The sequence below is a fragment of the Rhizobium sophoriradicis genome (assembly GCF_003939025.1).
Lineage (GTDB): Bacteria > Pseudomonadota > Alphaproteobacteria > Rhizobiales > Rhizobiaceae > Rhizobium > Rhizobium sophoriradicis.
On sequence record NZ_RQIH01000003.1, the window covers coordinates 210,055 to 235,491 of the forward strand.

Here is a 25,437-nt window from a genome sequence, read left to right on the forward strand (position 1 = left end):
ATGACCTGACACTGCTTCAACGCGCCGCCCACAGGGCTAAATATAAGTCTCTACCCTCGATACCGAAGCGCATCGGCGACGACCACAAAGGCCACCGATGCATGCCAGCCGGAGGGATAATCAAGATGCGACTCGGAAAACGGCGGACACTGGACTTCGAGCACCCGCACCAGTTGCCCGTCCTCAAGATAGGCCTGCACGGCGTCCCAGCTGCAGGCTAGGGTCAACCGCTGAGACGGAAATGGCCGCAATCCGTTGCGGCCGCGTCCTCACCGATAACGTCATTTCCTCGGCGCCGGCGCATTCTCCTGAAAAGCCGGTAACGCCTCCAGCCTGCCGACAATCTCGGCGATGTTCGGCCACCGCGCGAGATCGAACCCCATGCGCCTGGCGCTGATCGCCTGCGGGAAGAGGAATATGTCGGCAATGCCAGGCTGATCGGAGACCGCGAACGCCCCACGCCTGCGGCTGGCAATCATCGTCTCCACAGCGGCCATTCCTTCGCCGACCCAGTGACGGCCCCATGCCGCAATCGAGTCGGCATCAGCTTTGAAGGCGGTTTTGAGATGCAGGCCGATCCGCGGCGGCAGCAGCGCATGGATTTCGGCCGCGATCGCAAGCGCGATGGACCGCGCCTGCGCCCTGTCTTCCGCCGTGTCGGGCAGCAGCGGCGGTTCAGGCTGGATCTCATCGAGATATTCGATGATGGCCAGCGACTGGGTGACGAGGACGCCGCCGTCGGTGAGCAGGGCCGGCACCAGCCCCTGAGGATTGACGCTGCGGTATCCGGCCTGCCGGCTTTCTGCCTCCTCGCCGAGAATGGTGACCGGCAACGCCTCCGCCGTCAGCCCCTTCAGGGCGAGGGCAATCCGGACCCTCGATGTCGCCGAGGAAATTTCGTTCTGGTAAAGCTTCATTGTCTTTCTCCCTTATGGTCGCGGAGGAGCGGCAACCCCTCCGCGGAAGACGCGGCCGATGCCGCCGTCACAAGGCCCGCGAGGGGCGAAGGCTCCTGCGAGCGTATGTCGTAAATGCAGGGCGCGGCAAACACCGCCGCTCCCAGAACGCAGACGATCATCAATCTCATGAAATCCTCCAGCGGCGAGGCCCGACAGCCTCGCCCTGTTCCTTCGGCGTCTGCCGGTCAGGCAATGCTCAGCTCCACATGGATATTGCCGCGTGTCGCCTTCGAATAGGGGCAGGTCCGGTGCGCCTCGTCGACAAGCGCCTTCGCGACATCCGCTTCGATGCCGGGCAGTCTGACCTTGAGACGGGCTTGCAGGAAATAGTCGCCCTCCGTCGTTCCGAGATCGACTTCGGCGTTCACAGCCGTATCAGTGGGTAGCCTGATCTTCAGCTTGCCGGCGGCAATGCCGATCGCGCCGATGAAGCAGGCAGACCAGCCTGCGGCGAAGAGCTGTTCGGGATTGGTACCGGGCCGCGCGCTGCCGGGAGGAGAGAGCTTGATGTCGAGCTGCCCGTCATCGCTTTGCGAAGCGCCGTCGCGCCCGCCTGTCGTGCGGGTCTTGCCGGTGTAGAGAACTTTTTCGATCTTTGTCATTGAACACTCCGTATATGGGCGCCGTAAGCGAGGAGATCGCTGCTGCGGCCGGGTTGACGAAGTGAGTTTTGACCGGCCGATATATCCTGCATGTTTCCGAAATCGGCTGAAATGTCACAAAACGTAGCTTCCGGTATCGGAGACATCTTTTCGTACAAACTGCCGGAAAATCCCGGCGTCCAAAATCACCGAAGGGTAACTTCCGCCGCCAGTCCGCCGCCGGGCCGATTGTAGAGCCTGAGCGAGCCGCCGAGCTTCGCCGTCAGCTGCTGGGCGATCGCAAGACCGAGGCCCGTGCCGCCGGTCTCGCGGTTGCGGGATTGCTCGAGCCGGAAGAACGGCTGCATGGCGGCTTCCAGCATGTCATCAGGAATCCCCGGCCCGCGATCCATGACTGAAATGACGACCGCCTTCTCCGCGTTATGCTCGACGGTGATCTCGGCGGAGCCCGCAAACTTCAGGGCATTGTCGATGAAGTTCGACAGTATCCGGCGCAGGGCATGCGGTCTGGTGAAGGCGGCGCCCTCAACCAGCCCAGTGACCGTGACGGACTTTCCGGTGTCCTGATAGTCATAGGCTATGCTGTCGATAAAAGAGGCGAGATCGATGCGGGCATTCTTTTCGCCGCTCCCGTGAGCGCTGCGCGCATAGGCGATGCCGTCCTGGACGAGGCGCTGGATCTCGGCAAGGTCGCGCACCAGCTTCTCCTTCTCGGGCGAATCCTCCGCCATGTCGGCCCGCAGCCGCATGCGAGTGATCGGTGTCTGCAGGTCATGCGAGATCGCCGCCAGGATCTGCACACGCTCCTCGAGGTAGTGGGCGATCCTCTCCCGCATCGCGTTGAAAGCTCGCGCCGCATGCGCAACCTCGCTTGGCCCCGCCTCGCTCAAATCAGGACCGTTCTTGTCGGGGTCGAGGGCATCAGCGGCCGCGGCAAGCTCGCCGAGCGGCCGGATCGCCTGGCGGACAGCAAACCAGGTACAGAGGACGAGCAGCGCCATCTGGACGGCAAAGACATAGGGTAGCCATTCCGCGATCGGCATGACGCCCCTCGGCGTCACATCGATGGTGAGCGGGCTGCCGTCGCTCAGCGTCAGATGTGCCTGCAGCCGGTTGACTTCGCCCGGTATCCGTTCAATGCGGATCGGGAAGCGGTGCCCGACGGCCGCCTCTATCTTTCCTGCGATCTCCCTGCCCTTGCTGGAGGCGTCGGGCACGCCGGCCAAACCGGGCCCGAGTTCGAAACGATAGTTGCCGCGGCTCAGCCAGTCCACAAGGTCACCGCGCTCGGTTGCCGGGAGTCGGTCGAGAACGGCAATCGATGTTGCAACATCGTTCTCCAGCGTGCCGAGCATTACCGCCTTGGCCGACATGTAGCGCTCCATGTAGAGAACGCTGAAGGAAAGCCCGTAGGCGAAGGCCAGGCCGATCAGCAGGATGAGAAAAATCCTCGATCGCAGTGTTCTCGGCCACATCAGGCCCGGCAGCATGGCGATCGCACTCCTCATTGGCGCGGCTCCGAAATTTCGACCGGAACCGAGAAGACATAGCCTTCGCTGCGCACCGTCTTGATGTAGGTCGGCTCGCGCGCATCGTCTCCCAGCCGCTGCCGCAGGCGGCTCACCAACAGATCGATCGAGCGATCGAAGAGCTCGGCGTCGCGCCCCTGCGTCAGGCTCAGAAGCTGATCGCGGTTGAGCACCCGCTGCGGATGGTCGATGAAAACACGCAGCAGGCGGTATTCGGCGCCGCTCAGCGCAATCGCCGTCCCTTCCTTGTCCAGGAGGTGGCGCGCAACCGTGTCGAGCCGCCAGTCGCCGAATGTCAACAATTGTCCCGCCTCGCTGATCTGCAGGTTGGGCGGCAGCATGCGCGTGCGGCGCAGCACTGCTTTGATGCGGGCCAGCAGCTCGCGCGCTGCGAACGGCTTGGCGAGATAGTCGTCGGCGCCCATCTCCAGCCCGAGGATCCTGTCCATCTCGTCGGTGCGGGCTGTCAGCATCAGGATCGGGATCGCCTTGTGCCGCCCGCCGCGCAGTTCGCGGCACAGCACCAGACCGTCATCGCCGGGCATCATCACGTCGAGCACGATCAGATCGACGGCATTGGCGTCCAGAAAACTGCGCATCTGGCGCCCGTCCGCGGCAACGCTGGTCCTGAGGCCATTCTTCTGCAGATAGCCCGAGACCAGCTCGCGGATTTCACGATCGTCGTCGACGATCAGGATATGATCGACATGATCCATATTTGCTTATTCCTCAACGATATGGCCGCGCCCGCCGCCTCAGCCATGATGCCGAAGCGACAGACGCGACCTACGCATATTCCGCCAGTCGGAGCAACGAGGCTCTGCGGCTTGATGCCGCCTCTAAGCATGTCGCGCAAAAGTGTGCTGCGGTTTTGCGTTGACGACATGCGAGAAAATAAAGACCTAAAGCGCGGGAAGCGAATCTGACAGATCGCGAAGTGCTTTAGAAGCGATCGACGTCGATCACGGCTTGCGCAAAGGCCTGCGGCGCCTCCTGCGGCAGGTTATGGCCGATGCCGCCACCGATCGTGCGATGCTCGTATCTGCCGGAGAACTTTGCGGCATAGGCGGAGGGCTCCGGATGCGGCGCTCCGTTTGCATCACCCTCCATGGTGATCGTCGGCACCGAAATCATCGGCAAGACGGCCAGCTTCTTCTCATAGGCGTCGTACTTGGCCTCGCCTTCGACGAGCCCCAGGCGCCAGCGATAATTGTGAATGACGATGTCGACATGGTCGGGATTGTCGAAGGCGGCAGCGGATCGGTCGAAGGTCGCATCGTCGAAATTCCACTTCGGCGAGGCCGTCTGCCAGATGAGCTTTGCGAAATCATGGGTGTTGCTGGCATAGCCCAGCCGGCCGCGCTCGGTGGCGAAGTAGAACTGGTACCACCAGGCAAGCTCGGCCTTCGGCGGCAGCGGCTTCTTGTTGGCTTTCTGGCTGCCGATCAGGTAGCCGCTGACCGATACCATCGCCTTGCACCGCTCCGGCCAGAGCGCGGCCATGATATTGGCGGTCCGCCCGCCCCAATCGTAGCCGGCAATCACCGCCTTTTCGATGTTGAGCGCGTCGAGCAGGGCGATCATATCGGCGGCGAGTGCCGAAGGCTGGCCGTTTCGAGGCGTCTTGTCATCGAGGAAACGCGTCGTGCCGTAGCCGCGCAGATAAGGTATGATCACCCGGTAGCCGGCCGACGCAAGCAGCGGCGCGACGTCGACGAAACTATAGATGTCATAGGGCCAGCCGTGCAGCAGCAGGACAACAGGACCGTCCGCCTTGCCGGCCTCGGCATAGCCGATATCGAGCACGTCGGTCTTGATCTGCTTCAGCGCTTCGAAGGACGTATGGGTTCCGGCCTTCATATCAGGCAAGGACGCGGGCGAAGCCGGCGACGGCTGGGCAGAGACCGCGCCTGCTACGCCGAATTCCACTGCCGCAAGGGCGATGGCTGTCATGCCGAAGAAGCGGCGGCGGTGGTGGTTGATTTGCTCGGACATCGGACTCTCCTGTCGAATGGATCACGGTGCTCAGAAGACGTTCGGCTTGTATCGCCCGTATGTCGCAAAGGCGCGGTTTTTGAATACGAATGTAGACTCCGCCCTGTCAGATACACTCTGATACAATCGCGTTGACTGCGCAGAGCATCGCGGGTCCGCCTCGACTATTTTGCCGCCGCTTCTGCGGATGAGGCAGTATGTTTTCTTTTGTATCGCTCCTGCCCCAGCGCAATAGTTTGGTACATTTTCCCGCCAAACCAGACACATCGGAGATACCTCCGCCCAGCTACATCGCGCCGTTGCTGGTTCAGGCCCATCGCCGTCCAGAGTCCGATCAATCGGTTTCAGAGGAAACGATGATGACACTTCTGATCATTGCCTATCTCGGAGGCGTGCTGACCATCCTCAGCCCCTGCATCCTCCCCATCCTCCCCTTCGTCTTCGCCCGCGCCGGCCAGCCCTTCGTCAAAAGCAGGCTGCCGATGCTGACGGGCATGGCCGCCACTTTCGCGCTCGTTGCCACCCTTGCCGCGGTCGGCGGCAGCTGGGCCATCCGCGCCAATGAATATGGCCGCCTTGCCGCCATCGTCCTGCTTGCTCTCTTCGGCGTGAGCCTGCTTTCGCCTCGCTTTGCCAGCACCCTTGCCCGTCCGATCGTCGATCTGGGAAATAACCTCGTGAACGCCAGCGGCGGCGGACGCACGGCGCCGACGGTCCGGAGCGCCCTCATTCTCGGCGTTGCCACCGGCTTGCTCTGGGCGCCTTGCGCCGGGCCGATCCTCGGCCTCGTGCTGACGGGTGCTGCCTTGCAGGGCGCCAACCTTGAGACCAGCTTCCTGCTCGCTGCCTATGCAGCCGGTGCCGCGACCTCCCTTGCCGTCGCCTTGTCGGTCGGCGGAAAGATATTTGCCGCCATGAAGCGTTCGCTCGGTCTTGGTGATCGCATTCGCCAGGTGCTCGGCGCTGCCGTGCTCGCCGGTGTCGCCATCATTGCCCTCGGGCTCGACACCAGCCTGCTGTCCCGCCTCTCCTATGCCAGCACCGCATCTCTGGAACAGGCCGTGCTCCACCGGCTGCATGCAAAGGAGCTCGCCGCTGCACCCTCCGAACTCGCAAGCAACGACGCGACGATCGTCGCGGCCGATGCGAAGAAGCCTTTCCGCAGCGATCTGCCGGTCGAGGGTTATGCGCCCTCGCTCAACGGCGCAGTCGAATGGCTGAACTCCAAGCCCCTGACCACCGAAGAGCTGCCTGGCAAGGTCGTTCTCGTCGACTTCTGGACCTATTCCTGCATCAACTGCATTCGCACGATCCCCTACACCAAGGCCTGGGCGGAAAAATATGCCGATCAAGGTCTCGTAGTGATCGGCGTCCACGCCCCGGAATTCGCTTTCGAAAAGAAGATCGACAACGTCAAAAGCGCAATCGATGACTTCAAGATCGGCTATCCCGTTGCCGTCGACAACGACTACAAGATCTGGCGCGCCTTCGAGAACAGCTACTGGCCAGCCGCCTACCTGATCGATGCCAAGGGCCAGATCCGCTACCACCACTTCGGCGAAGGCAATTACGGCAGGACCGAGAAGGCCATTCAGGACCTGCTGCGCGAAGCCGGAAGTGAAATGACCGCCAGCGCGCCGGTCACCCCCGATGCAAAGGGCGTGGAAGCCGGTCCCGATCTCGGCAACATCCGCTCCGGCGAGACCTATCTCGGCTACGAGCAGGCGACGAACTTCAGCTCACCCGAGGGGCTGCAGGCAGATGCTCCGCAGAACTACTCGATCAGCAAGCCGAGCCTCAATGGCTGGGGCCTGTCGGGAACCTGGACCGTTGGTAAGGATCAGGCAACGCTCGATCAGGCAGGCGGTGGCATCACCTATCGCTTCAGCGCCCGTGACCTGCATCTGGTTCTCGGACCCGGCGATGAAGCTAAACCGGTCCGTTTCCAGGTGAAGATCGACGGCAAGTCTCCGGGCCCGGACCACGGCTCCGACATCGATGCCGACGGCAACGGCGCGGTCACCGCGACGCGTCTTTACCAGCTCGTGCGGCAGTCGGGCACCGTCGCTGCCCGCAACTTCGAGATCCGCTTCCTCGATCCCGGCGTCCAGGCCTACGCCTTCACGTTCGGCTGACCCGACACCGTTCCATTTCAAGACCTTCAACATCGACCACAAGGAGTAAACCCATGAACAAGCATCTGACTTTCATCGCAGCCCTTGCCTTTGCCACCGCCGGGATCGCATTTGCAGCCGAGGCTGCCTCGGTCAAGAACATCGTGATCGTCCACGGCGCGCTGGCCGACGGCTCGGGCTGGCGCAAGGCGACAGAGATCCTCGAAAGGCGCGGCTTCAACGTCACAATCGTCCAGGAACCCCTCACCTCTCTCGAAGACGACGTAGCGGCGACGAAACGGGTTCTCGACCTCCAGGAAGGACCGTCCCTGCTCGTCGGCCACAGCTATGGCGGCATGGTGATCACCGAGGCCGGCAACGATCCTCATGTCGCCGGCCTCGTCTATGTCGCCGCGTTCCAGCCCGACCAGGGCGAAAGCCTGCTGAGCCTCGCCAGCTCGAAGCCGGCCGGCAGCATGGACATCAAGGAGACGAAGGATGGCAAATACCTCTATCTCGACCCCGCGGCTTTTGCGGCGGATTTCGCAGCCGACCTTCCGAAAGCCGAGACCGATTTCCTGGCAAAGTCGCAAGTCCTCGCCTCAAAGCAAGCCTTCGCAGCCAAGATCGCGGAACCCGCATGGCGCACGAAGCCCAGCTGGTCGATTGTCGCCACCGAGGACCGCTCCATCAACCCCGAACTGGAGCGTGATATGGCCAAACGCGCCGGCAGCGAAGTGACGGAGATCAAGTCCAGCCACGCCGTCTTCGCATCCCAACCGGAAAAAGTTGCCGACGTCATCGAAAAGGCGGCCAGAAAAGCCGGCGAGTAGAACCGGCAGTATGGGGCGGCAGGTGCTCGAAGCCCGCATGCCGTCCCTATCCAACTTTTGTCCCCATAGAGTGTGGGACAGCCAGTCCAGTTTGCCCCTCTCGACGAATGGAGAGGGGCAACATCGTTTACTGTTTGGCGGCTACCGGACGAACCAGCGGCGTGACGCGGCGGATGGTGACGCGGCGGTTTTCCTGCTCCGGGTCTGATGTATTGACCTTCAAGTAGCGCTCGCCATAGCCCTGCGTTGCCAGGTTTTCCGGCGCGATGCCGTAGACGTCGGTGAGCACGTTGGCGACCGATTCCGCCCGCTGGTCGGAAAGGATCAGGTTGCTCTGGTCGGAGCCGACCGCATCCGTATGGCCTTCAATCAGGAAAGTCTCGCTCGGATCCTTTTCGAGCACCTGGTTGATTGCGTCGGCAACCTTGCGCAGCGTGCGTGCCTGCGTCATCGGGATCTCGGCGCTGCCGGTGGCGAAGGTGATCGTATCGAGGTCGATGCGGCGCACCTTGTCGCGAATACGAGCGGAGTACTTCACCTCGTCAAGCGAATAGACCCGCTCCACCTGCTCGACCGGCGGCTCGCTGAGGAACTCGTAATAGTCCCGGTCAGGATCGCTGCTGGTGTCGATGATATAGTCGTTGAGCGGGACACGCAGCCGCATTGGCGGCAGATCAGCGCCCGGGTCGTCGAAATAGCCGCGATCAGGATCCTCGTAGAGATCAGGTGAGTAGTAGAGCACGTATTCGCGCCCGCGGGCATCGACGCGCGACCGCTGGATGATGTCGCCGTAGCGGTTGCGAATGGTGACGATACGATAGCCTTCCGGCCGCGTGATGGTCTCGCGATAGCGATTGTCCGGGAGCTCTTCATAGATCGGTCGTTCACCGTCGCGCAGGAACCGTCTGTCGTCGTCGCTGCGCACGATCACCTGGTTGTTGTATTGGATGATCACCCGGTTATCGTCGGTTTGGTCGTCGATGCGCGCTCCCTCGGGACGGGCAAATTGCGGCCGCGTGTCGAGCCTCGTGCCCTTCTCGCTGGTGACTGCCTCGAGCTTTATCGCCGGCGCAGCAGCAGCTGCAGCGGCCTGCGCATCGGCATCCGAGGTCGGCACCTTCACCTCCTGGCTCTCGGCGCGCAGCTTGTCGCGATCACGGCGGCTTTCGCGGCCCTTGCTGCGATCGGCATCCTTGTCGCTGTCAAGCACGGCGGCACCGTTCTCGACCGGCAGCACGACGGTCTCGTTGCTCTTGGCCGGATCCGCGGCAATCTTCTTGCGGCGCTCCAGTTCCTCGGGAGAAACCTTTTCCGGTGCCGGAAGCGCATGCTCGACCTGCTGGCCGCCGCTGGAATCCGGCGCCGGCTGGGCAGTGTCGGTGCTGGGCGCGACCGTTGGTGCCTCGGAAGGTTTTTCGGCCGTGCCTTCCATCGGCTTTTCAACGGGCGCGGCCTCAGGTGCGGCAGCCTTGTCTTCGGTTGGCTTATCTCCCGGCGCTGTGGCCTCGCCCTTTGCCGGCTTCTTCTCGGCCGGCGCCTCGGCTGTCGGTTTTACCTCGGGTTTTGCTTCGGGCTTGGCCTGCTCCTCGGCCGGCGTTACCGCCTCAGGGGCGGCGGTCTCGGCCTTGCCCTTGCCTTTGTCCTTGCCTTGGGCCCTCTCCTGACGTTGCTTGCCCTCCGGCTTGGCTTCAGGCTCAGCCTGTTCCACCTGCGGCTGAGCTTCCTTGGCGGCCGGCTGCTGTTCGGGCTCCGGCTGAGCTTCCGGCTCGGCCTGCTGTACCTGAGGCTTCTTGGGCTTCTTCGGCTTTTCCTGCGTCACCGGCTGCTGCTCTTCCTGCTGCGGCTGGGCCTCGGGCTCTACTTCGGACTGAGCCTCCTGCTTGGCTTTGCGCTGGGGTTTGCTTTCGGCCTTCGGTGCGGGCTCCTCCCTTGGCGCTTCTGCCTTCGACGGTTCCGGCGCTGCCTTCGGCTCGGGCGCCGGGGCCTCCTTCTGCTCGGCCTTCCTCGGCTTTTCGGCAGGTTCTTCCTTCTGCTGCTCGGCTGCCGGCGCCTGTTCGGCCGGGGCCTCCTTCTTTTCCTTGCGCTTCTTCTTCAGCAGTTCCTCTTCCGACGGCGCGTCCTGCGCCACTTCGAAACTGCCTTGTTCCGCCTGCTGCACGGCCGCGGCCGGCGTCGCGACGTCGCGGACGGCAGCCATCGTCGTGGCGGGCTGGAGAGCCAGCGATAGGGAAAGCAGCGGGAAAGCTGCACTCGCAAACAATCTAGATTTCTTGCCCATCGGGTTTCCTCGATCCTGTTTGAGCTTCCTGAAGGCCGACAGGCCTTGCTTCGCCCCTAGCTTCGCAATGAGGCGAAACGGCGAATTGGCAAAGCGCCAAGTCGCCGATTTGTTCCGGTTCTAGGAAGCCCTTGATTAACCTCCCGTGAATGTTGCGGTCTGCTTTCGTTCATCTCGCCTGTTATTTGCACCGCACAATTGCGCGGGAATTTGTGTTGCAATTTCATGAAAAAAAGTCTGATTATCGCCGCAAGGCGGTGTCGACACCGTTGAATTGCGGTCGCGAGTCCAAGAGAAAAACAGACGGCGGCCACCAACAGAGAGGATCCTCATGTTTAACTCCACCCGCATCTTCGCGGCAGCCTCGATCGCGGCAATGTCGCTCTTTGCCGGCTCGGCCATGGCCGAAGGCGAAAAATACGTGATCGGCACCGATTCGACCTATCCGCCCTTCGAATTCGTCGACGCCAGCGGCACGATCCAGGGCTTCGACATCGATATCGCCAAGGCGCTCTGTGCCGAGATGAAGGCTGAATGCAGCTTCGTCAGTACCGATTGGGACGGCATCATTCCGGCGCTCAACGCCAAGAAATTCGACATGATCGTCTCTTCCATGTCGATTACGCCGGAACGCCTGAAGCTCGTCGACTTCTCCAATAAGTACTACAACACCCCGCCGGCCATCGCCGTCCCGAAGGATTCCAAGATCACCGACGTTGCTGGCCTCAAGGGCAAGGTGATCGGCGCGCAGACCTCAACGACGCACGCCAACTACGCCGAGAAGCACCTTGCCGACACCGAGCTGAAGCTCTATCCGACCGCTGACGAATACAAGCTCGACGTTTCCAGCGGCCGTGTCGACGCCGTCATCGACGATGTCGTGGTTCTCTCCGAATGGGTCAAGTCCGACGCCGGCGCCTGCTGCAAGATCCTGACAACCTTGCCGGTCGACAAGGAAATCAACGGCGAAGGCGCAGGCATCGCCATCCGTAAGGGTGATCCGCTGAAGGAAAAGCTGAACACCGCGATCGCAGCGATCCGCGCCAACGGCGAGTACAAGAAGATCCAGGACAAGTACTTCGATTTCGACGTTTACGGCGACTGAGAAATTCGGTATCTGGCCGATCAAGCGAATGGCGGAAGGCTTGCTCTTCCGCCATTTTTGTTTGACAAAGGTGGCAAGATCAAAACGGCAAAAGCCGTGAGGGGAATTCTCGCATGGGCGGATTATTTTCCGCGCTTGGCTCCTTCTGGAGCTCACTTGTGCACATTTTCGATCCGCTGTGCGGACCCGTCGGCATCTTCACCTGGTTTGGTCAGTCGACGATTCTTGCCTGCGGCGATACTGGCTGGGGCGACGAAATCGCTCTCGGCTTGCAGGTTACCGTTTCGGTGGCAATCGTCACCCTGCCGATCGGGCTCGTGATCGGTTTCCTCGTGGCGCTGGGCCAACAGTCGGAGGAGAAGCCGCTGCGGCTGGCCGCCGGCATCTACACGACGATCTTCCGCGGCCTGCCGGAGCTTTTGACGCTCTTCATCATCTATTATGGCATGCAGATGCTGATCCAGTCCCTTCTGGAGCTTGCCGGCTATGTCGGACCGCCGATCGAGATCAACGCTTTTCTCGCCGGCGTGATCGCGCTGTCGGTCGTCTTCTCCGCCTACTGTTCGGAAGTGCTGCTCTCGGCTTTCCGCGCCATACCCAAGAGCCAGTATGAGGCGGGAGACTCGCTCGGCCTGCATCGCGGCCGCACGCTGCGGCTCATCATCCTGCCGCAGCTTGTGCGAATCGCACTCCCCGGCCTGACGAACCTCTGGATGGTGCTGCTGAAGGACACGTCCTATGTCTCGATTATCAGCCTTGCCGACATCCTGCGCCAGACGAGCGTCGCCGTGCGGGTGACCAAGGAACCCTTCTTCTTCTATGGCATCGCCTGCTGTCTCTATCTGGTGCTCGCCATCCTCTCTTCGTTCCTGCTCGTCCGCATCGACCGCTGGGCCAAACGTTCCGAGGTCCGCCGATGAGCTATGCCGAAACCTTGATCCCGCCGCAGCCCGCCCCTCGAGAGGTGGCAAAGCCGATGACCGCGACCCGCCTCAGCGGCTATATCCTCGTTGCCTTCTGGGCGCTGCTCGCAACGCTGCTGATCTTTACCGTCGTCAATGGCTGGGATCCTGAAAAGTTTACCCGCTATGGGCCGCGTTATCTGCACGGTCTCTGGGTGACGCTGAGCCTTGTCGCCATCTCCGTCGTCTGCGGCGCCATCCTGTCGCTGCCTCTCGCCATGGCGCGGCTGTCGAAGAACCGGGCGCTCAACTGGTTCGCCTATTGCTATATTTATTTCTTTCGCGGCACGCCGCTGCTTGCGCAGCTCTTTCTGGTCTATTACGGCCTCGGCGTTTTCCGTCCGCAGCTGGAAGCCATCGGCATCTGGTGGTTCTTCCGCGAGGCCTGGTATTGCGGCCTCTTCGCCATGACCATCAATACGGCCGCCTATCAGGCGGAAATCCTGCGCGGCGCAATCGAGAGCGTGCCGCACGGCCAGCACGAGGCGGCCGCCGCACTTGGCATTCACAAGGCCATTGCTTTCCGCAAGATCATCCTGCCGCAAGCCTTCATCGTGGCGCTGCGCCCTTATGGCAACGAGATTATCCTTCTGATCAAGGGCTCGGCAGTCGTTGCCATCATCACCGTGCTCGATCTGATGGGCGAAACCCGCTACGCCTTCTCCCGCACCTTCGACTACCAGACCTATCTCTGGGCGGCGATCTTCTATCTCGCCATCGTCGAGGCGCTGCGCCATCTCTGGGCGTGGATCGAGCGTCGGCTGACCCGCCATCTCAAGCGCTGACGGCGCTGGCAGCACTCTTCGACCCGTGCTGCCAAGCCATTGATATTAAAAATAAATTGTCCTTTCCCAAAGTATCTGTAAAGTTTCCGTTAACCACTCGCATGTTTCCATATCACGTAGCGCTAATAAGCGCGCGAGTGGGAACGAGAAGAAGCGGAATAAAATGCACACGGACATGGAAAGACAACTGCAAGGTTACGGCCTGACGACCGCCCAGATCCTCTACCGACTGCCGGACCACCCGACGATCCTGCAGACCTACGTCTGGCAGGATTACGATCTCGCCCCGGATTTTCCCGAGATGCGCGGCTTCCTGAGATTCTGGCAGGAGAAGCTCGACGGACCGCTGCATTCGGTGCGCTACGTCCACCGCAAGCTGATCTCGGCAAGCGAATGGCGGGCGCTGAGGGGTGAGCTCATCCTGCACTGATCAGACATGCGCCTCGCCACGGCCGAACTCGCCCTCGTCACGATCCGGACGCAGTGCAAAACAGAGAATGCCGAGATAGAAGGCGACGACCGCAGCAATGACCGCAAGGCCGGGCATCGGCCCGAGCACCGCGTTGTCGACAACATAGGCCCATGAATGCGCCTGCAGCGCCGGCGCGCCCTCCGTCTGCAGCTTCGGCGTCGAGATCTTCAGGCACCAGGCAAGCAGCAGGATGAAGTACATCCAGCCGTAATTGCGCTTGAGACGGCGATGCATCGCCTCACCATAACTCAGCAGGAATCGCGGATGGCGCAGGCTGCCGGCGATCACCGAGGCCCATTCCCTGCCGCTATTGGGGTCGGGCGCCAGAATCTGTGCGAAATAGCAACGCTCGATCTGGCGGATGCGGGCGCGGTAAATGTCGAAGAATCGATAGCGCCGCGCCTCTATCATCAGAAGCAATGTAATCAGCATCATCCCGAACACCAGCACGCCGTGATGCGAGGTCGGCGTCGACAGGGACACTGAGAGCAGTGCCGCCACCACGGTGATCGCCCAATTGGACGTCCGGTCGATGCGATCGCGCCAGCTCGTCATGCGTCCGAGTTCGCCACGGTAATAATGGATGAGCGTATTGGTGGTCTCACCTGGCGTACCCGGCAGCAGCGACATCCGCACATCCTCTCTTTCCCTTATCGTTGATATCCTGTCCTGCTCCGTCTCCATGATTTTCCTCCCTTCGTCTCCCTTTCGGCTGCCTCTCATAGGGCGCCCGACCATTCTGCGCCTGCAGCCACGCCATTGCAAAAGATTGAAAGCCGCCTTAGAGCCGTGCCTTAAACAGAAGGATGGTGACCGCGATGGCAAAGAAGATCGATGAAGAAGCTCTTGCCGAGGCCTATAACCGCGCACTGGCGCTGGAAAAGGCCGGTGATGTCGACGCGGCCGTGGCGGCCTATCAGGAAGTATTGGCGATCGACCCGGACGACCACGGCGGAGCCGCCGTCCGCATCGCCGCCATGGGCCGCGGTGAAACGCCGGCCAAGGCGCCGGACGCCTATATCGAGACCTTGTTCGACCAGCATGCCGAGGTCTTCGAGGATGTGCTCGTCGAGCAGCTTGGCTATCACGTGCCGATGCTGGTGCGCCAGCGCCTGCAGCATTTGAAGCTCGGACCGTTCAAGCGGCTGCTCGATCTCGGCTGCGGCACGGGTCTGACCGGCGGCGCCCTGCGCGACCTGTGCGAAGATATGACCGGCATCGACATATCGGAAAAGATGGTCGAGATTGCCCATGAGGAGGATCTTTATGAAACGCTTTTCGTCGCCGAGGTCGAGGATTTCCTCGAGGACAATGACGAGGAAGCCTTCGACATCATCACCGCAACCGATGTGCTGCCCTATCTCGGGGCGCTCGAACCGTTGTTCTTCGGAGCCGCCGAGAATCTGACGGCGGGCGGCCTCTTCATCTTCTCCTCCGAAACCCTGCCCGAAGAAACTCTCGCCGGACGCGCTTACATGGTCGGCCCGCATCAGCGCTTCGCCCATGCCGACGCCTATGTGAGAGAGCGGCTGACTGCCACCGGTTTCGAGCTTGTCGAGATATCGGATATCAACGTGCGGATGGAAGATGGACAGCCGACGCCCGGCCATCTGGTGATCGCCAGATATACCGGCTGACGGAATACTTGCATGATCGGCGAAGTATCTGTTGCGCGATGTGCGGCAAGCTGTTACTTAGTCGATCGGTAAAGTTTTTCAAATTGGAAAGGTCGCCCCATGTCGCTTGTGCTTTATGGGCATCCGCTCGCCTCCTTCTGCCACAAAGTATTGATTGCGCTTTACGAAAACGACACCCCCTTCGAGAACCGTCTCGTCGATCTTTCCGACGAGACCTCACGCGCCGATCTCTTTCGGTTCTGGCCAATCGGCAAGATGCCGCTGCTGCGTGACGAGGCCCGCGACAGCACCATCCCCGAAACCTCGATCATCATCGAATATCTCGATCATTATTATCCCGGTCCCGCACCCTTGCTGCCGCAGGAAATCGACCGGGCGCTGCAGGTCCGTCTCTGGGACCGTTTCTTCGACCACTACATCCAGGTGCCAATGCAGACACTGGTCAGCAATCGCCGGCGCCCCGAAGGCAAGGCGGACGAAATCGAAATTGCCTCTTCCCGGGAGACGCTCGCCACGGCCTACGCAATGATCGAAAAGCAGTTGGGCGGCAGCCCATGGATAACCGGCGGGGCCTTCACCATGGCGGACTGCGCCGCAGCCCCTTCTCTCTTCTACGCCGAGACGCTAGTTCCCTTTTCACCCGATCAGCCGAGACTGCGCGCCTATTACGAGCGGCTGCTGGCGCGCCCGTCCTTCGCCAGGGCATTGGAGGAGGCTCGTCCTTATTTCAAGTTTTACCCTTACCATGACAGGCTGCCCGCCGGCTTCCGGGATGCAGCGGGATGATCGACGGCCAGGCGGATCTCGACCGCATGTTCCATGCGCTTTCCGACCGCAGCCGCCGCGGTATGATCGACCGCCTCGGCCGCGGCCCGGCCTCCGTCACCGAACTGGCGGCGCCGCTCGCCGTAGCCCTGCCGACGGTGATGAAACATCTGCAGGTGTTGGAAGACAGCGGCCTCGTATTCTCCGAAAAATCCGGTCGGGTGCGGACCTACCGCCTGCAGCAGGATGCGCTTGCCGCTGTCGAGCGTTGGGTGGAACAGCGAAAGAGCCGCTGGACCACCACCTTCGACAGGCTGGACCAATTTCTCGCCGATGAGCCGGAGACCCTCCCCGAATGACGACACGATCCGCAGAACACGCCACCCTCGTCATCGAACGCCACCTGAAGGCGCCCGTCGCCCGGGTCTTCCGCGCCTGGTCGATGCCGGAATCCAAGCGCCAGTGGTTTGCCTGCCACGGCGATTGGGTGCCGCTGGAATACGGCCTGGATTTCCGCCCCGGCGGACTGGAGAGGAATTATGTCGGCGATACGGACGGACTCCTGCACGCCTATGACGCCCGTTACATTGACATCGTGCCCGATGCGCGGATCATCTACGCTTATGAGATGAAGCTCGGCGAAGCCCGCATCTCGGTCTCACTCGCCACCGTCGCCTTCGAAGTCGAACCCGGCGGCACAAAGATGGTCTTTACCGAACAAGCGGTGTTCCTTGACGGCTATGCCGACAACGGCGCCCGTCTTCAGGGCACCGAAATCGGCCTCGACAATCTTGAACTCTTTCTCGAGCGCGAGACAAGCCCGATCCATTAGCAAGTTTCAGATATTGAATCACTTTTTAGAACGAGAGGCCTTGGCTGACATGTTCAACGCGGCGGCGGCGCGAACGAGCGCCTTCAATGCCTCCTCGTCGATCTTGTCGCTCTCGTGGATATCGATGGCGCGCCGAGTGTTGCCTTCGAGGCTGGAGTTGAAGAGCCCCGAAGGATCCTCCAGCGCGGCACCCCTGGCAAACGTCAGTTTCACCACCGTCTTATAGGTCTCGCCGGTGCAGATGATGCCGCTGCGCTCCCAGACCGGAACCCCTCGCCAATTCCATTCCTCGACAACGTCAGGCTCGGCCTGCCTGATCAGCGCCCGGACCCGCGCAAGCGTCTCGCCGCGCCAATCCTTGAGCTCCTCGATCCTCGCATCGATCAGCTGGGAGGGCGAGGTTTGTTCGGCCTCCTGCCCGGACCCGCTCTTCTTCATGCTTGCCGCTTTCGTCATGCTTGGCGCTTTCTTCATGCTTGCCTCTCTTCATCGGCCCTGATGTCGATGACATCGCTGCGGTCACATCCGCTCTCCGGGCAATCGGCTGGCCTGCTCCACCCAGGCGGTGAGTTGGGCTTCATCGATGTCGTCGTCCTCGCGGATGTCGAGGTAACGCACGTCTTTCTGCTTGGACGCGCCCGGCGGCGGAGGATCGAGCAGGGCGCCGCAGAAGAAGGCCACCTTGACGTATTTGGTGAAACAATGGACGCCAAGGAACCAGCCCTGCCCTTCGATGCCGTAGAAGGGAGAATTCCATTTGACGGCCTTGGATACGCCGGGCACCGTGTCGGTGATTATCCCATCGAGGCGACGCCCGATCTCGCTTTTCCAGCCGGGCATCGCCTAGATATAGGCTTGCACGGGCGCGTCGCCATAGCCTTTGGCGATCTGCGGGTTGCCACCCGACAGCAGCTTCGGCATCGCGGCCGGTTCGGCGGCCGGCTTGCTTTCCACCTTGGCCGCCGTCTTGGATTTCTTCTCCGCCATCGCATTCACTCGCATCTGGCGCGCCACCTCGCGGCATAGGGCAGCAGGAACAGGTAAAGACCGGTCAGCATCAACAGGCAGAGCGGCAGCAGCGCCAAGAAGCCTACCCAGACGGTCGATTTCTGCTGCAACACCGCGATGATATTGACGATGACAGCCGCCGTAAAGGCGACGGACAGCCAGCGATGAATTAGCCGAAACCGGTTGTTCCAGTTCAAAGAGACCTCCTATGCCGGGAAAATAAGCCTCAGCGACGGACGAACCGCCCATCGACGATCTTACTCCGACCGCGCCAAAACCTGCTCCAGCTTTGCAAAGAACTGCGTCCACCCGCTCCTGGCGCCCCCGTAAGCCTGCCGCTGATCCGGCCGGAAGCCAGACTGCTCCATCCGCAAATGCGTGCCGGTGCCGGTTGGGGTGAGCGTCCAGGTGACCACGCTTTCCAGCCCATAGGCTTCCCAGCTATAGGACAGGCTCTTGTTCGGCTCGACTTCCAGGACCTTGCAGTCGACAGAGCCCCAATCCGCGCTGAAACTGAAACGATGGTCGATGGCGGGCTTGAAGTCGCTCTTCATCAGCCACTCCTGGAGCAAGTGCGGCTGGGTGAGCGCCCGCCAGATCTTTTCCAAGGGATAGGGCATTTCCCGCTCGATGACGACGGAGCGCGTTTCTGTCGATGTGTCGGTCATTGATCCATCCTTTTCAGCAAATCTTCGAGAGCGTTAAAGCGGCTTTGCCAGAAGCCGGCCATCTCGCTCGTCCAGTCGACCAGCGGGGCCAGCGCGCCAAGCTGCGCACTGTAATGGGTCTGGCGTCCTTCGTGGCGATAGCGCACCAATCCGGCCTGCTTCAGGATCCCAAGATGCTTCGAAACAACCGGCTGCGACACGCCGGCCCGCTCCGTCAGAGCCCCGACCGTCTTCTCCCCTTCCCGGCACAGCCGCTCGAACAGAGCCCGCCGCGTCGGATCGGCAAGTGTCCGGAAAAGCACGTCGTGAGCATCTGGCATTGATGATTCATACCTCCAGAGCTATGAATAAACCTATAGCCGCTGAGGCATACGTGAGTCAAGCCAAACCGAGCGGAAGAGCACCAGGGCCCTCTAGCACATATCGAACAATGGAGAATTCACATAGCTATAGAGCTATGCATAGAAGCATTTCGCATAGAGTGCGAACCGCCGCCGCAGCAGCATCGAGCGCCGCGCCGTGCTAACCCGACAACTTGCCTCAACAACTCTCCGGACGCTCGGCCTCCAGCCGCTCTCGAATGAACGTGGGGCCACCGGCAAGACGCGCCGCAAGCAGGCTCGCGGGATCGACCAGACGCCAGTAGGGCGTCACCGTCGAAACCCGCTCGCCCGTCGCCAACGCGCCGAAGGACAGTTCGGCGATGGCTCGCAAATGCCGCTGCACCGTCACCGGGCAGCAGGCATCCGCCCCGTATTGGGCGGCGAGGCGGCGGCGGAGGGCGCCGAGATCGGTGTGAACACCTGGCGGTGCTGATCTGATCTGCTCCGCCACCATCTGCTGCGACGGAATGAGCATCGCTTGCATGCCACTGCGGCCCTTGCGCCGCTGCTTGATCGTCGGAATTTCGCTCATACCGTTCCCCGCAGTATTGCGCCTTCCTGCAATCTAGGGCTGGACCGAATGACGGCCAGCCTCACGTCAATCGACAGAAGTCGCTTCTGACGGCTTTTCTGCTCCCGCCGTTTCGGTTAATCCTCGGGGCCTCTCACTCAGGAAAGGATAGGACATATGGCTAAAGTCGCGTTCATCGGTCTCGGCGTCATGGGCTTTCCCATGGCCGGTCACCTGAAGATCAAGGGCGGCCACGATGTTACCGTCTACAATCGCACCGCCGAGAAAGCCGCCGCCTGGGCTGAGAAATTCTCCGGCAAGTCCGCCCCTACCCCGGCCGAGGCGGCGGAGGGGGCCGATTTTGTCTTCGTCTGCGTCGGCAACGATGAAGATCTCCGATCGGTGACATCAGGCGATAGCGGCGCTCTGCACGGCATGAAGCCTGGGTCGGTGCTGATCGACAACACCACCGCCAGCGCCGAGGTCGCTCGCGAACTTTATGCAGCGGCAAAGCAAAAAGGTGTCGACTTTATCGACGCTCCGGTATCCGGCGGCCAGGCCGGCGCCGAAAACGGTGTGCTGACCGTCATGTGCGGCGGCGACGAAGCCGTTTATGAGCGCGCCAGGCCCGTCATCGAAGCCTATGCCAGGATGGTCGGCCTGATGGGGCCGGCAGGCTCCGGCCAGTTGACCAAGATGGTCAACCAGATCTGCATCGCCGGCCTCGTCCAGGGACTCGCCGAAGGGCTGCATTTCGGCAAGCGCGCCGGCCTCGATATCGAAAAGGTCGTCGAGGTGATCTCCAAGGGTGCGGCAGGTTCCTGGCAGATGGAAAACCGCCACAAGACCATGAACGCCGGCAAGTATGATTTCGGTTTCGCAGTCGACTGGATGCGCAAGGATCTGGGCATTGTGCTCGCCGAAGCCCGCCGCAACGGCGCCAAGCTGCCGGTCACGGCCGTCGTCGATCAGTTCTACGGCGACGTTCAGGCGATGGGCGGCAATCGCTGGGACACGTCCTCGCTGCTCGCCCGTCTCGAGAAATGATCGGCCCTTCCTCCGATTCGGCAGAATTGATCGCGCATCTCGAAACGCTGCGCTCGGAGGAAAATGTCGCCGGGATGGCGCGATTCGGCATCGTCACCGGTCGCGCCCTCGGCATTTCCAATCCCGACATCAGGGCGGTCGCCAGATTGGCGAAGAGGGATCACCTCAGGGCAATGCAGCTCTGGCAAAGCGATATCCGCGAAGCCCGCCTGCTCGCACTCTGCACAGCTGAGCCGAAACGGCTGACGGCGGAAGAGGCCAGAAGCTGGGCCAATGATTTCAATTCCTGGGAGATCGTCGACTGCGCCGCCGATCTCTTTATCGAGGCCCGGCTGGACGAGCTCATACCAGAATTCGCTGCAGACGAGCACGAGTTCGTTCGCCGCGCCGCCTTCGCCATGATATCAGGCGCCGCCGTCCACAGGAAGAACGAGAGCGATTTGACAATCCTTGCCTGGCTGCCGCTGATCGAGACCCATTCCCGCGATTCCCGCAACTTCGTTCGCAAGGCGGTCAATTGGGCACTGCGCAGCATCGGCAAACGCAATCGCGGCTGCCATGGCCCGGCGCTGCGGCTGGCGACGCTTCTTGCCGAAAGTCCGGATAAAACCGCCCGCTGGATCGGCAGGGATGCGGTCCGGGAGCTGACCGGCGAAATGCTTATGGCGCGGCTAAAATAGCGCGACACAGCGTCTAGCGCATGTCCCGGAAAAGTATGCAACGGTATTGCGGCAACCACATGCGCGAAAACAAGGATGATCTTACCGATCGCGCGCCTTGAGCCAGTGTTCGGTCTCTGCGTTATTCCGACGGCCTATTCGGGAGCCCTTTGTCGTTTGGGTTCTGTGCCGGCGTCTCTCTTGTATCTCGTGGCGGATGTTGGCGATCGTCAGACTCCGCGGGGGCCACCTGATCGTCGGAACGGTGGACAGGCTGCTCTTTTGGGTCGATCCGTCTGGCGGGGGCGGCAATTTTTCTAGGCATAGCCAGCTCCTCTAGCTTCACCGACCAGAACCGACTGCCGCACTGAAGGTTCCGAGTCCAGAAGCGCTGCTTGGTTCGGAATCGGTGTCACCAAACTGCCGACGACGAGGATGCAGCCATCAGCGAGCAGAATGAAGATGTACACCCGGCACAATTTTCACGGTTTGCGTCGCGTCGATTTCGACGACGGCACTCCAGGCACGAATCAGAGGACCGGGTCTTGGCAGGAACGTTTTCCAAGGGCGCGCGTTGATTCTTCTTGTCCCGTGCGAGAGGCGCGGGCAGCACCAGGGAGGTTATCATGAAAGTCAGCGATTGCATGACCACAGACGTGCAGATCACCGATCCGGAGCACACATTGCGAGATGTCGCCTCAATGATGGGACGTCTCGACGCCGGTGTTCTCCCGGTGGGCGAGAATGACCGGCTGGTCGGCATGATCACCGATCGCGACATCGCCATCCGTGGCGTGGCAGAGGGCAAAGGCCCCGACGCAAAGGTCCGCGACGTAATGAGTACCGATGTCAAATACTGCTTCGATGACGAAGATATCGAAGACGTCCTTCACAACATGGGGGATCTTCAAGTGCGGCGCTTGCCGGTGTTGAACCGAAGCAAGCGGCTGGTCGGCATCATCTCGCTTGGCGATCTCGCCATGATGGGTGAGACCATGGAAACGGGCAAAGCACTGAGCGACATTTCGCAGCGCGGCGGTGCACATTCACAGACGCCCCACTGACCGTCCGCGTCGCGCCACAGAAAAGCTGCCACGGGCCGGCGGTCATAGGCTCATTCAACTCTCGACGCTCGCTCTATTGCCTTTGGCGCGAGAGTTCTGCAATTGCGCACACAGGACGCTTCACGTGGCTCCGTTGTTAGCCATGAGCGCCAGTTGGAACGAACTAGGCTTGCTTCTGTTTGCCGAGGCCTTGGGCCGAAGCTTTCGCCTTGCCGTCAATGATGCCTGGATTTTTCGACCAGAAAGTCGATCAGCACTCTTACCGCCGGCGGCATGCCCCTGGCCGTCGTGAAGACGATATAAAACTGGCTTTCTTCCGATTGCCATTCCGGCAGGACCCGAATCAGCCTGCCAGCCTGCAGATCCGCCTCGCAGGCGCTTTCGAGCAGCAGCCCAAAGCCGAGGCCGGCGCGGGCTGCATCGAGAATAGCGGTCATGCTGCGGCAGGTCAGCCGCGGCTGATGCCGGATGACCCGTTTGTCGTCATTCGGACCGATGAGTTCCCAGGTATGAAACGACACCCACGAGGTCATTGCCAACGTTGGCAGGTCGGCGAGATCGTCCACGCAATTCAAACCACCGCTGCGTTCCACTAGCGAGGGACTAGCGACGAGGATGCGCCGCGCCCGGTCAAGCTTGCGCATCGTCAGGCTTGTCTGCGTCTCCGGCTCGTTGGTCGCCCTCACCTCAAGATCGATCCGTTCGTTGATGAGGTCGGCGCGCCGGTCGGAGCCGATGATCTGCAGCTTGATCTTCGGGTAACGTTCCAGGAATTCAGGCAGAATGCCGCCAACGGCGATGTCGACAAGACCGAGCGGGCAGGCCATCCGCACCACACCCTGCGGGTCGGACTGGGCTTCGGTGACGATCGATTTGGCACGATCGGCCTCTTGCAGAATGGTCTGGCATCTTTCGTAAAAAGCCTGGCCTATATCTGTCACCCGAAAGTGGCGCGTCGAACGCTCGATCAGCCGTGCGCCGAGCCCGTCCTCAAGCCGACTGATTCGCCTGCTGAGTTTCGAACGCGGTATCTTTAGATCGCGACTGGCAGACGCAAATCCACCGCTGGAGACGACGGCTGCGAAATAATAATAGTCGTTGAGATCTTCCATAAGAACAAGCTATCCGAGAGTAGGAATGAATGCTGCCCCGCTGCAAGCGGTTGTATCCTCTCTCCCAAAAAGCTGTAATCACATTGTCGGCATTGGATTTTCTTTCCGCGACCCGTCGCGGCAAGGCAAACCGATGCTCATCGGTCTAGTCAAATCTCGTGTATTAATAACTGCGAAGCCTCAATGAGGCTGTGCCGACGTGCGATATGCAACATGCCGGTTCGGCCTACCTGGATGGCGATCAAAAAAGACTACCATGAAGATGGGAGCGAAAACACTGCAAGGACGGTCCGGCAGGGAAGACCGGACCCGTCCCCGTAGCTGATCGGAGGTCACTCGGATCAGAAACTGATTTGAAACGCCCCCGGTCCGAAGACCGGGAGCATTCACCAAGTCGATTAGAACGAACGCTGCAGGCGGAAGTAGCCCGAAGTGGAGTCGTCAGCATCTTCCGGATCGAGGTACTGAACCGAAGCCTTGGCGTAGAAGTTGTCGACGATCTGGTAATCAACCGTCAGACCGACCTTCCAAGCGTCGCCATCGCTGAAGTCGTCACCGGAGACGTAGTAGTCACCGTAGTACTGGACGCCAGGAGTGATCTTGAGCTTGTCGGTTGCCTTGATTGCGTATTCGGCAGCGACAGCCCATTCAGCTGCGGAGTAGTAGGAGTTCGGGCCGGAAGAGTATACGGCAGCGAGGCCGAGCGTGCCGGGACCGATTTCAACCGTACCCATTGCACGGACGGCGCCGTCTTCGTTGTCGAAGTCCCAACCGCCGGTGACCTGGTAGCTAAACGCACCAGCAGTGCCGCCAACGCCGAAGGCAACGCCAACGTTGTTCGGCTCTTCGCCCGTCTTGTAGAAGCCGTCTTCCAGTTCGTCGACGCTGATGCCAGCGTAGAAGGTGCCGCTTTCGTACTGATAACGGATGGAGTTGTGCAGGGTTACGATCGAACCGATGTCGTCGGTTTCACCCGAGAGACCATCGTCCCACCAGCTGTAGAAAAGACCAGCGCGGAAGCCCGCGATGTCGAGGTAAGCGGAGTCGAGGATGGCATCCTGATCCGAAGCGTTGTCAGCATTGAACTGCATGACGATGACGCCGGTCAGCGGACCATATTCGGTGTCGCTCTTGGCCGTGAACTGAACCTGGCCGCGCGTACGAGCATCCCAATCCGAGTCGTTGCTGAGCGAACCGTTGAGCGGCTGATCACCAACATCAACCTGGAAACGGATGTAGCCTTCGATCTTGAGGCAGGTTTCGGTGCCGGGGATGTAGAAGTAGCCGGTGCCGTAAGCGTCGCAGACGCGAACATATTCAACCGGTTCCGGCTCGGCAGCAACGATAGCGTCAGCTGCAAGAACCGGCGTCGATGCAGCAAAAGCTGCTGCTGATGCGAGCAAAACCATTCTGATGTTCATTTACCAATCCATTCCTTTGTCGATCGGGGCTGGCTTCCAATCGGGTAGTCGATTCGAAGCCGGCCCAGTTTGAACAGCCATCTCGGCGTGCGGATCGATCGAACCGCCAAACCGTCATCACACACCGGGCGTTATCAAGCAATTCTGGATATATGCTGGAGGGGTCCGACCGAGCCATTTTCCCCGAAAGCGTGATTTTTATACAACAATTACAATTGCTTGAAGCAAAAAACGCACAAAACGGCCCGGCGACGGAAGTCTTCCATCGCAAGCCGCAAACGCCATATTCTTTCATCAAAATCCTCACCGCCCGATCTTCGTCGGACATAGTGGTGAAGCTCATAAAACACTACCGCCGGCTAATGAACACACACAAGATGGCGGCTTAGAACATAGTGTCCTGAATTCGATACCAATGCGTCAAAATGATGACATATGGCCCACTGGTTGTACGCACAATAGCCCCTTAATCATTATCAGGCTATTTATTTTTCAGGATTTCGCCGCGATTCAAGCGCTTTTTCGTTGTTTTTGAGTCTTTTCTGCAGTCAGAACCTTCTCGCAGCCCTGCTTGCTGCCCCATTGGCGGACATTCTCACGGATGATGAGAATACCGCTCGAAGCCCATTTCTTGAGGAGGATACCCCTACGGTAGCAGACCATTCCTCGATATTTGAGTATCAGCCTCCATTCAAC

The 25,437-nt window shown here is 60.8% G+C and carries 27 protein-coding genes and 1 pseudogene; 13 read left to right on the forward strand and 15 right to left on the reverse strand.

Going from position 1 to position 25,437, the window contains the following annotated elements; all coding sequences use genetic code 11:
- Positions 1-281 precede the first annotated feature (281 nt).
- From maiA to EFR00_RS05640, 5 genes are all read right to left on the reverse strand, one after another.
- The gene (gene maiA, locus EFR00_RS05620; protein ID WP_039620133.1) at positions 282-917 is read right to left on the reverse strand and encodes a maleylacetoacetate isomerase; all 636 of its coding nucleotides are present in this window, start codon (positions 915-917) and stop codon (positions 282-284) included.
- Between the two features lie 227 nt (positions 918-1,144).
- A complete protein-coding gene (locus EFR00_RS05625) occupies positions 1,145-1,561 on the reverse strand; it encodes an organic hydroperoxide resistance protein (protein WP_009993038.1) in 417 nt (138 codons plus the stop codon).
- A 185-nt stretch (positions 1,562-1,746) separates the two neighbouring features.
- Positions 1,747-3,069: a sensor histidine kinase gene (locus EFR00_RS05630; protein ID WP_077989282.1), complete on the reverse strand. Its 1,323-nt coding sequence runs from the start codon at positions 3,067-3,069 to the stop codon at positions 1,747-1,749.
- Positions 3,066-3,806 (reverse strand): response regulator, encoded by a 741-nt coding sequence (locus EFR00_RS05635; RefSeq protein ID WP_077989283.1) that lies wholly within the window; start codon positions 3,804-3,806, stop codon positions 3,066-3,068. The genes EFR00_RS05630 and EFR00_RS05635 overlap by 4 nt, the downstream gene beginning before the upstream one ends.
- Positions 3,807-4,032: 226 nt before the next feature.
- Positions 4,033-5,085 carry an alpha/beta fold hydrolase gene (locus EFR00_RS05640; RefSeq protein WP_077989284.1) on the reverse strand — a complete coding sequence of 351 codons (1,053 nt, stop codon included), beginning with the start codon at positions 5,083-5,085 and terminating at the stop codon, positions 4,033-4,035.
- 359 nt (positions 5,086-5,444) lie between these two features.
- Here EFR00_RS05640 and EFR00_RS05645 point away from each other — a divergent pair, with 359 nt between their 5' ends.
- Positions 5,445-7,220, forward strand: coding sequence for a cytochrome c biogenesis protein DipZ (locus EFR00_RS05645; protein WP_208655938.1), 1,776 nt, complete (start codon positions 5,445-5,447; stop codon positions 7,218-7,220).
- Between the two features lie 53 nt (positions 7,221-7,273).
- Positions 7,274-8,032, forward strand: a complete 759-nt coding sequence (locus EFR00_RS05650; RefSeq protein WP_009993683.1) for an alpha/beta fold hydrolase — start codon at positions 7,274-7,276, stop codon at positions 8,030-8,032.
- 127 nt (positions 8,033-8,159) lie between these two features.
- Here the strand turns inward: EFR00_RS05650 and EFR00_RS05655 are convergent, their stop codons facing one another.
- Complete coding sequence (locus EFR00_RS05655; protein ID WP_077989286.1) at positions 8,160-10,310, reverse strand: OmpA family protein; 2,151 nt, start codon at positions 10,308-10,310, stop codon at positions 8,160-8,162.
- Positions 10,311-10,641: 331 nt separating this feature from the next.
- Here EFR00_RS05655 and EFR00_RS05660 point away from each other — a divergent pair, with 331 nt between their 5' ends.
- The 4 genes from EFR00_RS05660 (at position 10,642) to EFR00_RS05675 (ending at position 13,592) form a co-directional block, all read left to right on the forward strand.
- Positions 10,642-11,415, forward strand: coding sequence for a transporter substrate-binding domain-containing protein (locus EFR00_RS05660; protein ID WP_038689394.1), 774 nt, complete (start codon positions 10,642-10,644; stop codon positions 11,413-11,415).
- A 113-nt stretch (positions 11,416-11,528) separates the two neighbouring features.
- Positions 11,529-12,335 carry an ABC transporter permease gene (locus EFR00_RS05665; protein WP_077989287.1) on the forward strand — a complete coding sequence of 269 codons (807 nt, stop codon included), beginning with the start codon at positions 11,529-11,531 and terminating at the stop codon, positions 12,333-12,335.
- Entirely contained in the window at positions 12,332-13,162 is an 831-nt protein-coding gene (locus EFR00_RS05670; RefSeq protein ID WP_009993147.1) for an ABC transporter permease, read from the forward strand. Before EFR00_RS05665 ends, EFR00_RS05670 begins: the two co-directional genes overlap by 4 nt.
- Positions 13,163-13,325: 163 nt before the next feature.
- Complete coding sequence (locus tag EFR00_RS05675) at positions 13,326-13,592, forward strand: usg protein (RefSeq protein ID WP_010056865.1); 267 nt, start codon at positions 13,326-13,328, stop codon at positions 13,590-13,592.
- Here the strand turns inward: EFR00_RS05675 and EFR00_RS05680 are convergent, their stop codons facing one another.
- Entirely contained in the window at positions 13,593-14,318 is a 726-nt protein-coding gene (locus EFR00_RS05680; RefSeq protein ID WP_077989288.1) for a DUF2270 domain-containing protein, read from the reverse strand.
- Between the two features lie 134 nt (positions 14,319-14,452).
- Here EFR00_RS05680 and EFR00_RS05685 point away from each other — a divergent pair, with 134 nt between their 5' ends.
- From EFR00_RS05685 to EFR00_RS05700, 4 genes are all read left to right on the forward strand, one after another.
- A complete protein-coding gene (locus tag EFR00_RS05685) occupies positions 14,453-15,271 on the forward strand; it encodes a class I SAM-dependent DNA methyltransferase (RefSeq protein WP_077989423.1) in 819 nt (272 codons plus the stop codon).
- Positions 15,272-15,370: 99 nt separating this feature from the next.
- Complete coding sequence (locus EFR00_RS05690) at positions 15,371-16,057, forward strand: glutathione S-transferase family protein (protein WP_077989289.1); 687 nt, start codon at positions 15,371-15,373, stop codon at positions 16,055-16,057.
- Positions 16,054-16,395, forward strand: coding sequence for an ArsR/SmtB family transcription factor (locus EFR00_RS05695; protein WP_038689404.1), 342 nt, complete (start codon positions 16,054-16,056; stop codon positions 16,393-16,395). Before EFR00_RS05690 ends, EFR00_RS05695 begins: the two co-directional genes overlap by 4 nt.
- Positions 16,392-16,868 carry an SRPBCC family protein gene (locus tag EFR00_RS05700; RefSeq protein ID WP_009993742.1) on the forward strand — a complete coding sequence of 159 codons (477 nt, stop codon included), beginning with the start codon at positions 16,392-16,394 and terminating at the stop codon, positions 16,866-16,868. The genes EFR00_RS05695 and EFR00_RS05700 overlap by 4 nt, the downstream gene beginning before the upstream one ends.
- 18 nt (positions 16,869-16,886) lie before the next feature.
- Here EFR00_RS05700 and EFR00_RS05705 read toward each other — a convergent pair whose 3' ends face one another.
- From EFR00_RS05705 to EFR00_RS05730, 6 genes and pseudogenes are all read right to left on the reverse strand, one after another.
- Positions 16,887-17,324 carry a DUF1801 domain-containing protein gene (locus EFR00_RS05705; RefSeq protein ID WP_406549658.1) on the reverse strand — a complete coding sequence of 146 codons (438 nt, stop codon included), beginning with the start codon at positions 17,322-17,324 and terminating at the stop codon, positions 16,887-16,889.
- Between the two features lie 63 nt (positions 17,325-17,387).
- Positions 17,388-17,855 (reverse strand): annotated as a pseudogene (locus tag EFR00_RS05710) (DUF1801 domain-containing protein).
- Between the two features lie 5 nt (positions 17,856-17,860).
- Positions 17,861-18,073: a hypothetical protein gene (locus EFR00_RS05715; protein WP_077989290.1), complete on the reverse strand. Its 213-nt coding sequence runs from the start codon at positions 18,071-18,073 to the stop codon at positions 17,861-17,863.
- 60 nt (positions 18,074-18,133) lie between these two features.
- Positions 18,134-18,544, reverse strand: coding sequence for an SRPBCC family protein (locus tag EFR00_RS05720; RefSeq protein WP_009995926.1), 411 nt, complete (start codon positions 18,542-18,544; stop codon positions 18,134-18,136).
- A complete protein-coding gene (locus tag EFR00_RS05725) occupies positions 18,541-18,864 on the reverse strand; it encodes an ArsR/SmtB family transcription factor (protein ID WP_009995928.1) in 324 nt (107 codons plus the stop codon). Before EFR00_RS05725 ends, EFR00_RS05720 begins: the two co-directional genes overlap by 4 nt.
- Before the next feature lie 220 nt (positions 18,865-19,084).
- Entirely contained in the window at positions 19,085-19,459 is a 375-nt protein-coding gene (locus tag EFR00_RS05730) for a hypothetical protein (protein WP_077989291.1), read from the reverse strand.
- A gap of 156 nt (positions 19,460-19,615) precedes the next feature.
- Here EFR00_RS05730 and EFR00_RS05735 point away from each other — a divergent pair, with 156 nt between their 5' ends.
- From EFR00_RS05735 to EFR00_RS05745, 3 genes are all read left to right on the forward strand, one after another.
- Positions 19,616-20,485: an NAD(P)-dependent oxidoreductase gene (locus EFR00_RS05735; protein WP_038689416.1), complete on the forward strand. Its 870-nt coding sequence runs from the start codon at positions 19,616-19,618 to the stop codon at positions 20,483-20,485.
- Positions 20,482-21,165 (forward strand): DNA alkylation repair protein, encoded by a 684-nt coding sequence (locus tag EFR00_RS05740; RefSeq protein ID WP_009995934.1) that lies wholly within the window; start codon positions 20,482-20,484, stop codon positions 21,163-21,165. Before EFR00_RS05735 ends, EFR00_RS05740 begins: the two co-directional genes overlap by 4 nt.
- 605 nt (positions 21,166-21,770) lie before the next feature.
- On the forward strand, positions 21,771-22,208 hold the full coding sequence (locus tag EFR00_RS05745; protein ID WP_077989292.1) for a CBS domain-containing protein: 438 nt from the start codon (positions 21,771-21,773) through the stop codon (positions 22,206-22,208).
- A 215-nt stretch (positions 22,209-22,423) separates the two neighbouring features.
- On the opposite strand, the gene EFR00_RS05750 is transcribed toward EFR00_RS05745, so the two are convergent.
- Positions 22,424-23,320 carry a LysR substrate-binding domain-containing protein gene (locus EFR00_RS05750; RefSeq protein ID WP_077989293.1) on the reverse strand — a complete coding sequence of 299 codons (897 nt, stop codon included), beginning with the start codon at positions 23,318-23,320 and terminating at the stop codon, positions 22,424-22,426.
- A 398-nt stretch (positions 23,321-23,718) separates the two neighbouring features.
- Positions 23,719-24,741: a porin gene (locus EFR00_RS05755; RefSeq protein ID WP_077989294.1), complete on the reverse strand. Its 1,023-nt coding sequence runs from the start codon at positions 24,739-24,741 to the stop codon at positions 23,719-23,721.
- Positions 24,742-25,437: the final 696 nt, after the last annotated feature.

Excerpts from the sequence above, each read along its gene's own strand:
- maiA (WP_039620133.1), bottom strand. The coding sequence starts at position 917 with ATGAAGCTTTACCAGAACGAAATTTCCTCGGCGACATCGAGGGTCCGG.
- EFR00_RS05625 (WP_009993038.1), bottom strand. The coding sequence starts at position 1,561 with ATGACAAAGATCGAAAAAGTTCTCTACACCGGCAAGACCCGCACGACA.
- EFR00_RS05630 (WP_077989282.1), bottom strand. The coding sequence starts at position 3,069 with ATGAGGAGTGCGATCGCCATGCTGCCGGGCCTGATGTGGCCGAGAACA.
- EFR00_RS05635 (WP_077989283.1), bottom strand. The coding sequence starts at position 3,806 with ATGGATCATGTCGATCATATCCTGATCGTCGACGACGATCGTGAAATC.
- EFR00_RS05640 (WP_077989284.1), bottom strand. The coding sequence starts at position 5,085 with ATGTCCGAGCAAATCAACCACCACCGCCGCCGCTTCTTCGGCATGACA.
- EFR00_RS05645 (WP_208655938.1), top strand. The coding sequence starts at position 5,445 with ATGACACTTCTGATCATTGCCTATCTCGGAGGCGTGCTGACCATCCTC.
- EFR00_RS05650 (WP_009993683.1), top strand. The coding sequence starts at position 7,274 with ATGAACAAGCATCTGACTTTCATCGCAGCCCTTGCCTTTGCCACCGCC.
- EFR00_RS05655 (WP_077989286.1), bottom strand. The coding sequence starts at position 10,310 with ATGGGCAAGAAATCTAGATTGTTTGCGAGTGCAGCTTTCCCGCTGCTT.
- EFR00_RS05660 (WP_038689394.1), top strand. The coding sequence starts at position 10,642 with ATGTTTAACTCCACCCGCATCTTCGCGGCAGCCTCGATCGCGGCAATG.
- EFR00_RS05665 (WP_077989287.1), top strand. The coding sequence starts at position 11,529 with ATGGGCGGATTATTTTCCGCGCTTGGCTCCTTCTGGAGCTCACTTGTG.
- EFR00_RS05670 (WP_009993147.1), top strand. The coding sequence starts at position 12,332 with ATGAGCTATGCCGAAACCTTGATCCCGCCGCAGCCCGCCCCTCGAGAG.
- EFR00_RS05675 (WP_010056865.1), top strand. The coding sequence starts at position 13,326 with ATGCACACGGACATGGAAAGACAACTGCAAGGTTACGGCCTGACGACC.
- EFR00_RS05680 (WP_077989288.1), bottom strand. The coding sequence starts at position 14,318 with ATGGAGACGGAGCAGGACAGGATATCAACGATAAGGGAAAGAGAGGAT.
- EFR00_RS05685 (WP_077989423.1), top strand. The coding sequence starts at position 14,453 with ATGGCAAAGAAGATCGATGAAGAAGCTCTTGCCGAGGCCTATAACCGC.
- EFR00_RS05690 (WP_077989289.1), top strand. The coding sequence starts at position 15,371 with ATGTCGCTTGTGCTTTATGGGCATCCGCTCGCCTCCTTCTGCCACAAA.
- EFR00_RS05695 (WP_038689404.1), top strand. The coding sequence starts at position 16,054 with ATGATCGACGGCCAGGCGGATCTCGACCGCATGTTCCATGCGCTTTCC.
- EFR00_RS05700 (WP_009993742.1), top strand. The coding sequence starts at position 16,392 with ATGACGACACGATCCGCAGAACACGCCACCCTCGTCATCGAACGCCAC.
- EFR00_RS05705 (WP_406549658.1), bottom strand. The coding sequence starts at position 17,324 with ATGACGAAAGCGGCAAGCATGAAGAAGAGCGGGTCCGGGCAGGAGGCC.
- EFR00_RS05720 (WP_009995926.1), bottom strand. The coding sequence starts at position 18,544 with ATGACCGACACATCGACAGAAACGCGCTCCGTCGTCATCGAGCGGGAA.
- EFR00_RS05725 (WP_009995928.1), bottom strand. The coding sequence starts at position 18,864 with ATGCCAGATGCTCACGACGTGCTTTTCCGGACACTTGCCGATCCGACG.
- EFR00_RS05730 (WP_077989291.1), bottom strand. The coding sequence starts at position 19,459 with ATGAGCGAAATTCCGACGATCAAGCAGCGGCGCAAGGGCCGCAGTGGC.
- EFR00_RS05735 (WP_038689416.1), top strand. The coding sequence starts at position 19,616 with ATGGCTAAAGTCGCGTTCATCGGTCTCGGCGTCATGGGCTTTCCCATG.
- EFR00_RS05740 (WP_009995934.1), top strand. The coding sequence starts at position 20,482 with ATGATCGGCCCTTCCTCCGATTCGGCAGAATTGATCGCGCATCTCGAA.
- EFR00_RS05745 (WP_077989292.1), top strand. The coding sequence starts at position 21,771 with ATGAAAGTCAGCGATTGCATGACCACAGACGTGCAGATCACCGATCCG.
- EFR00_RS05750 (WP_077989293.1), bottom strand. The coding sequence starts at position 23,320 with ATGGAAGATCTCAACGACTATTATTATTTCGCAGCCGTCGTCTCCAGC.
- EFR00_RS05755 (WP_077989294.1), bottom strand. The coding sequence starts at position 24,741 with ATGAACATCAGAATGGTTTTGCTCGCATCAGCAGCAGCTTTTGCTGCA.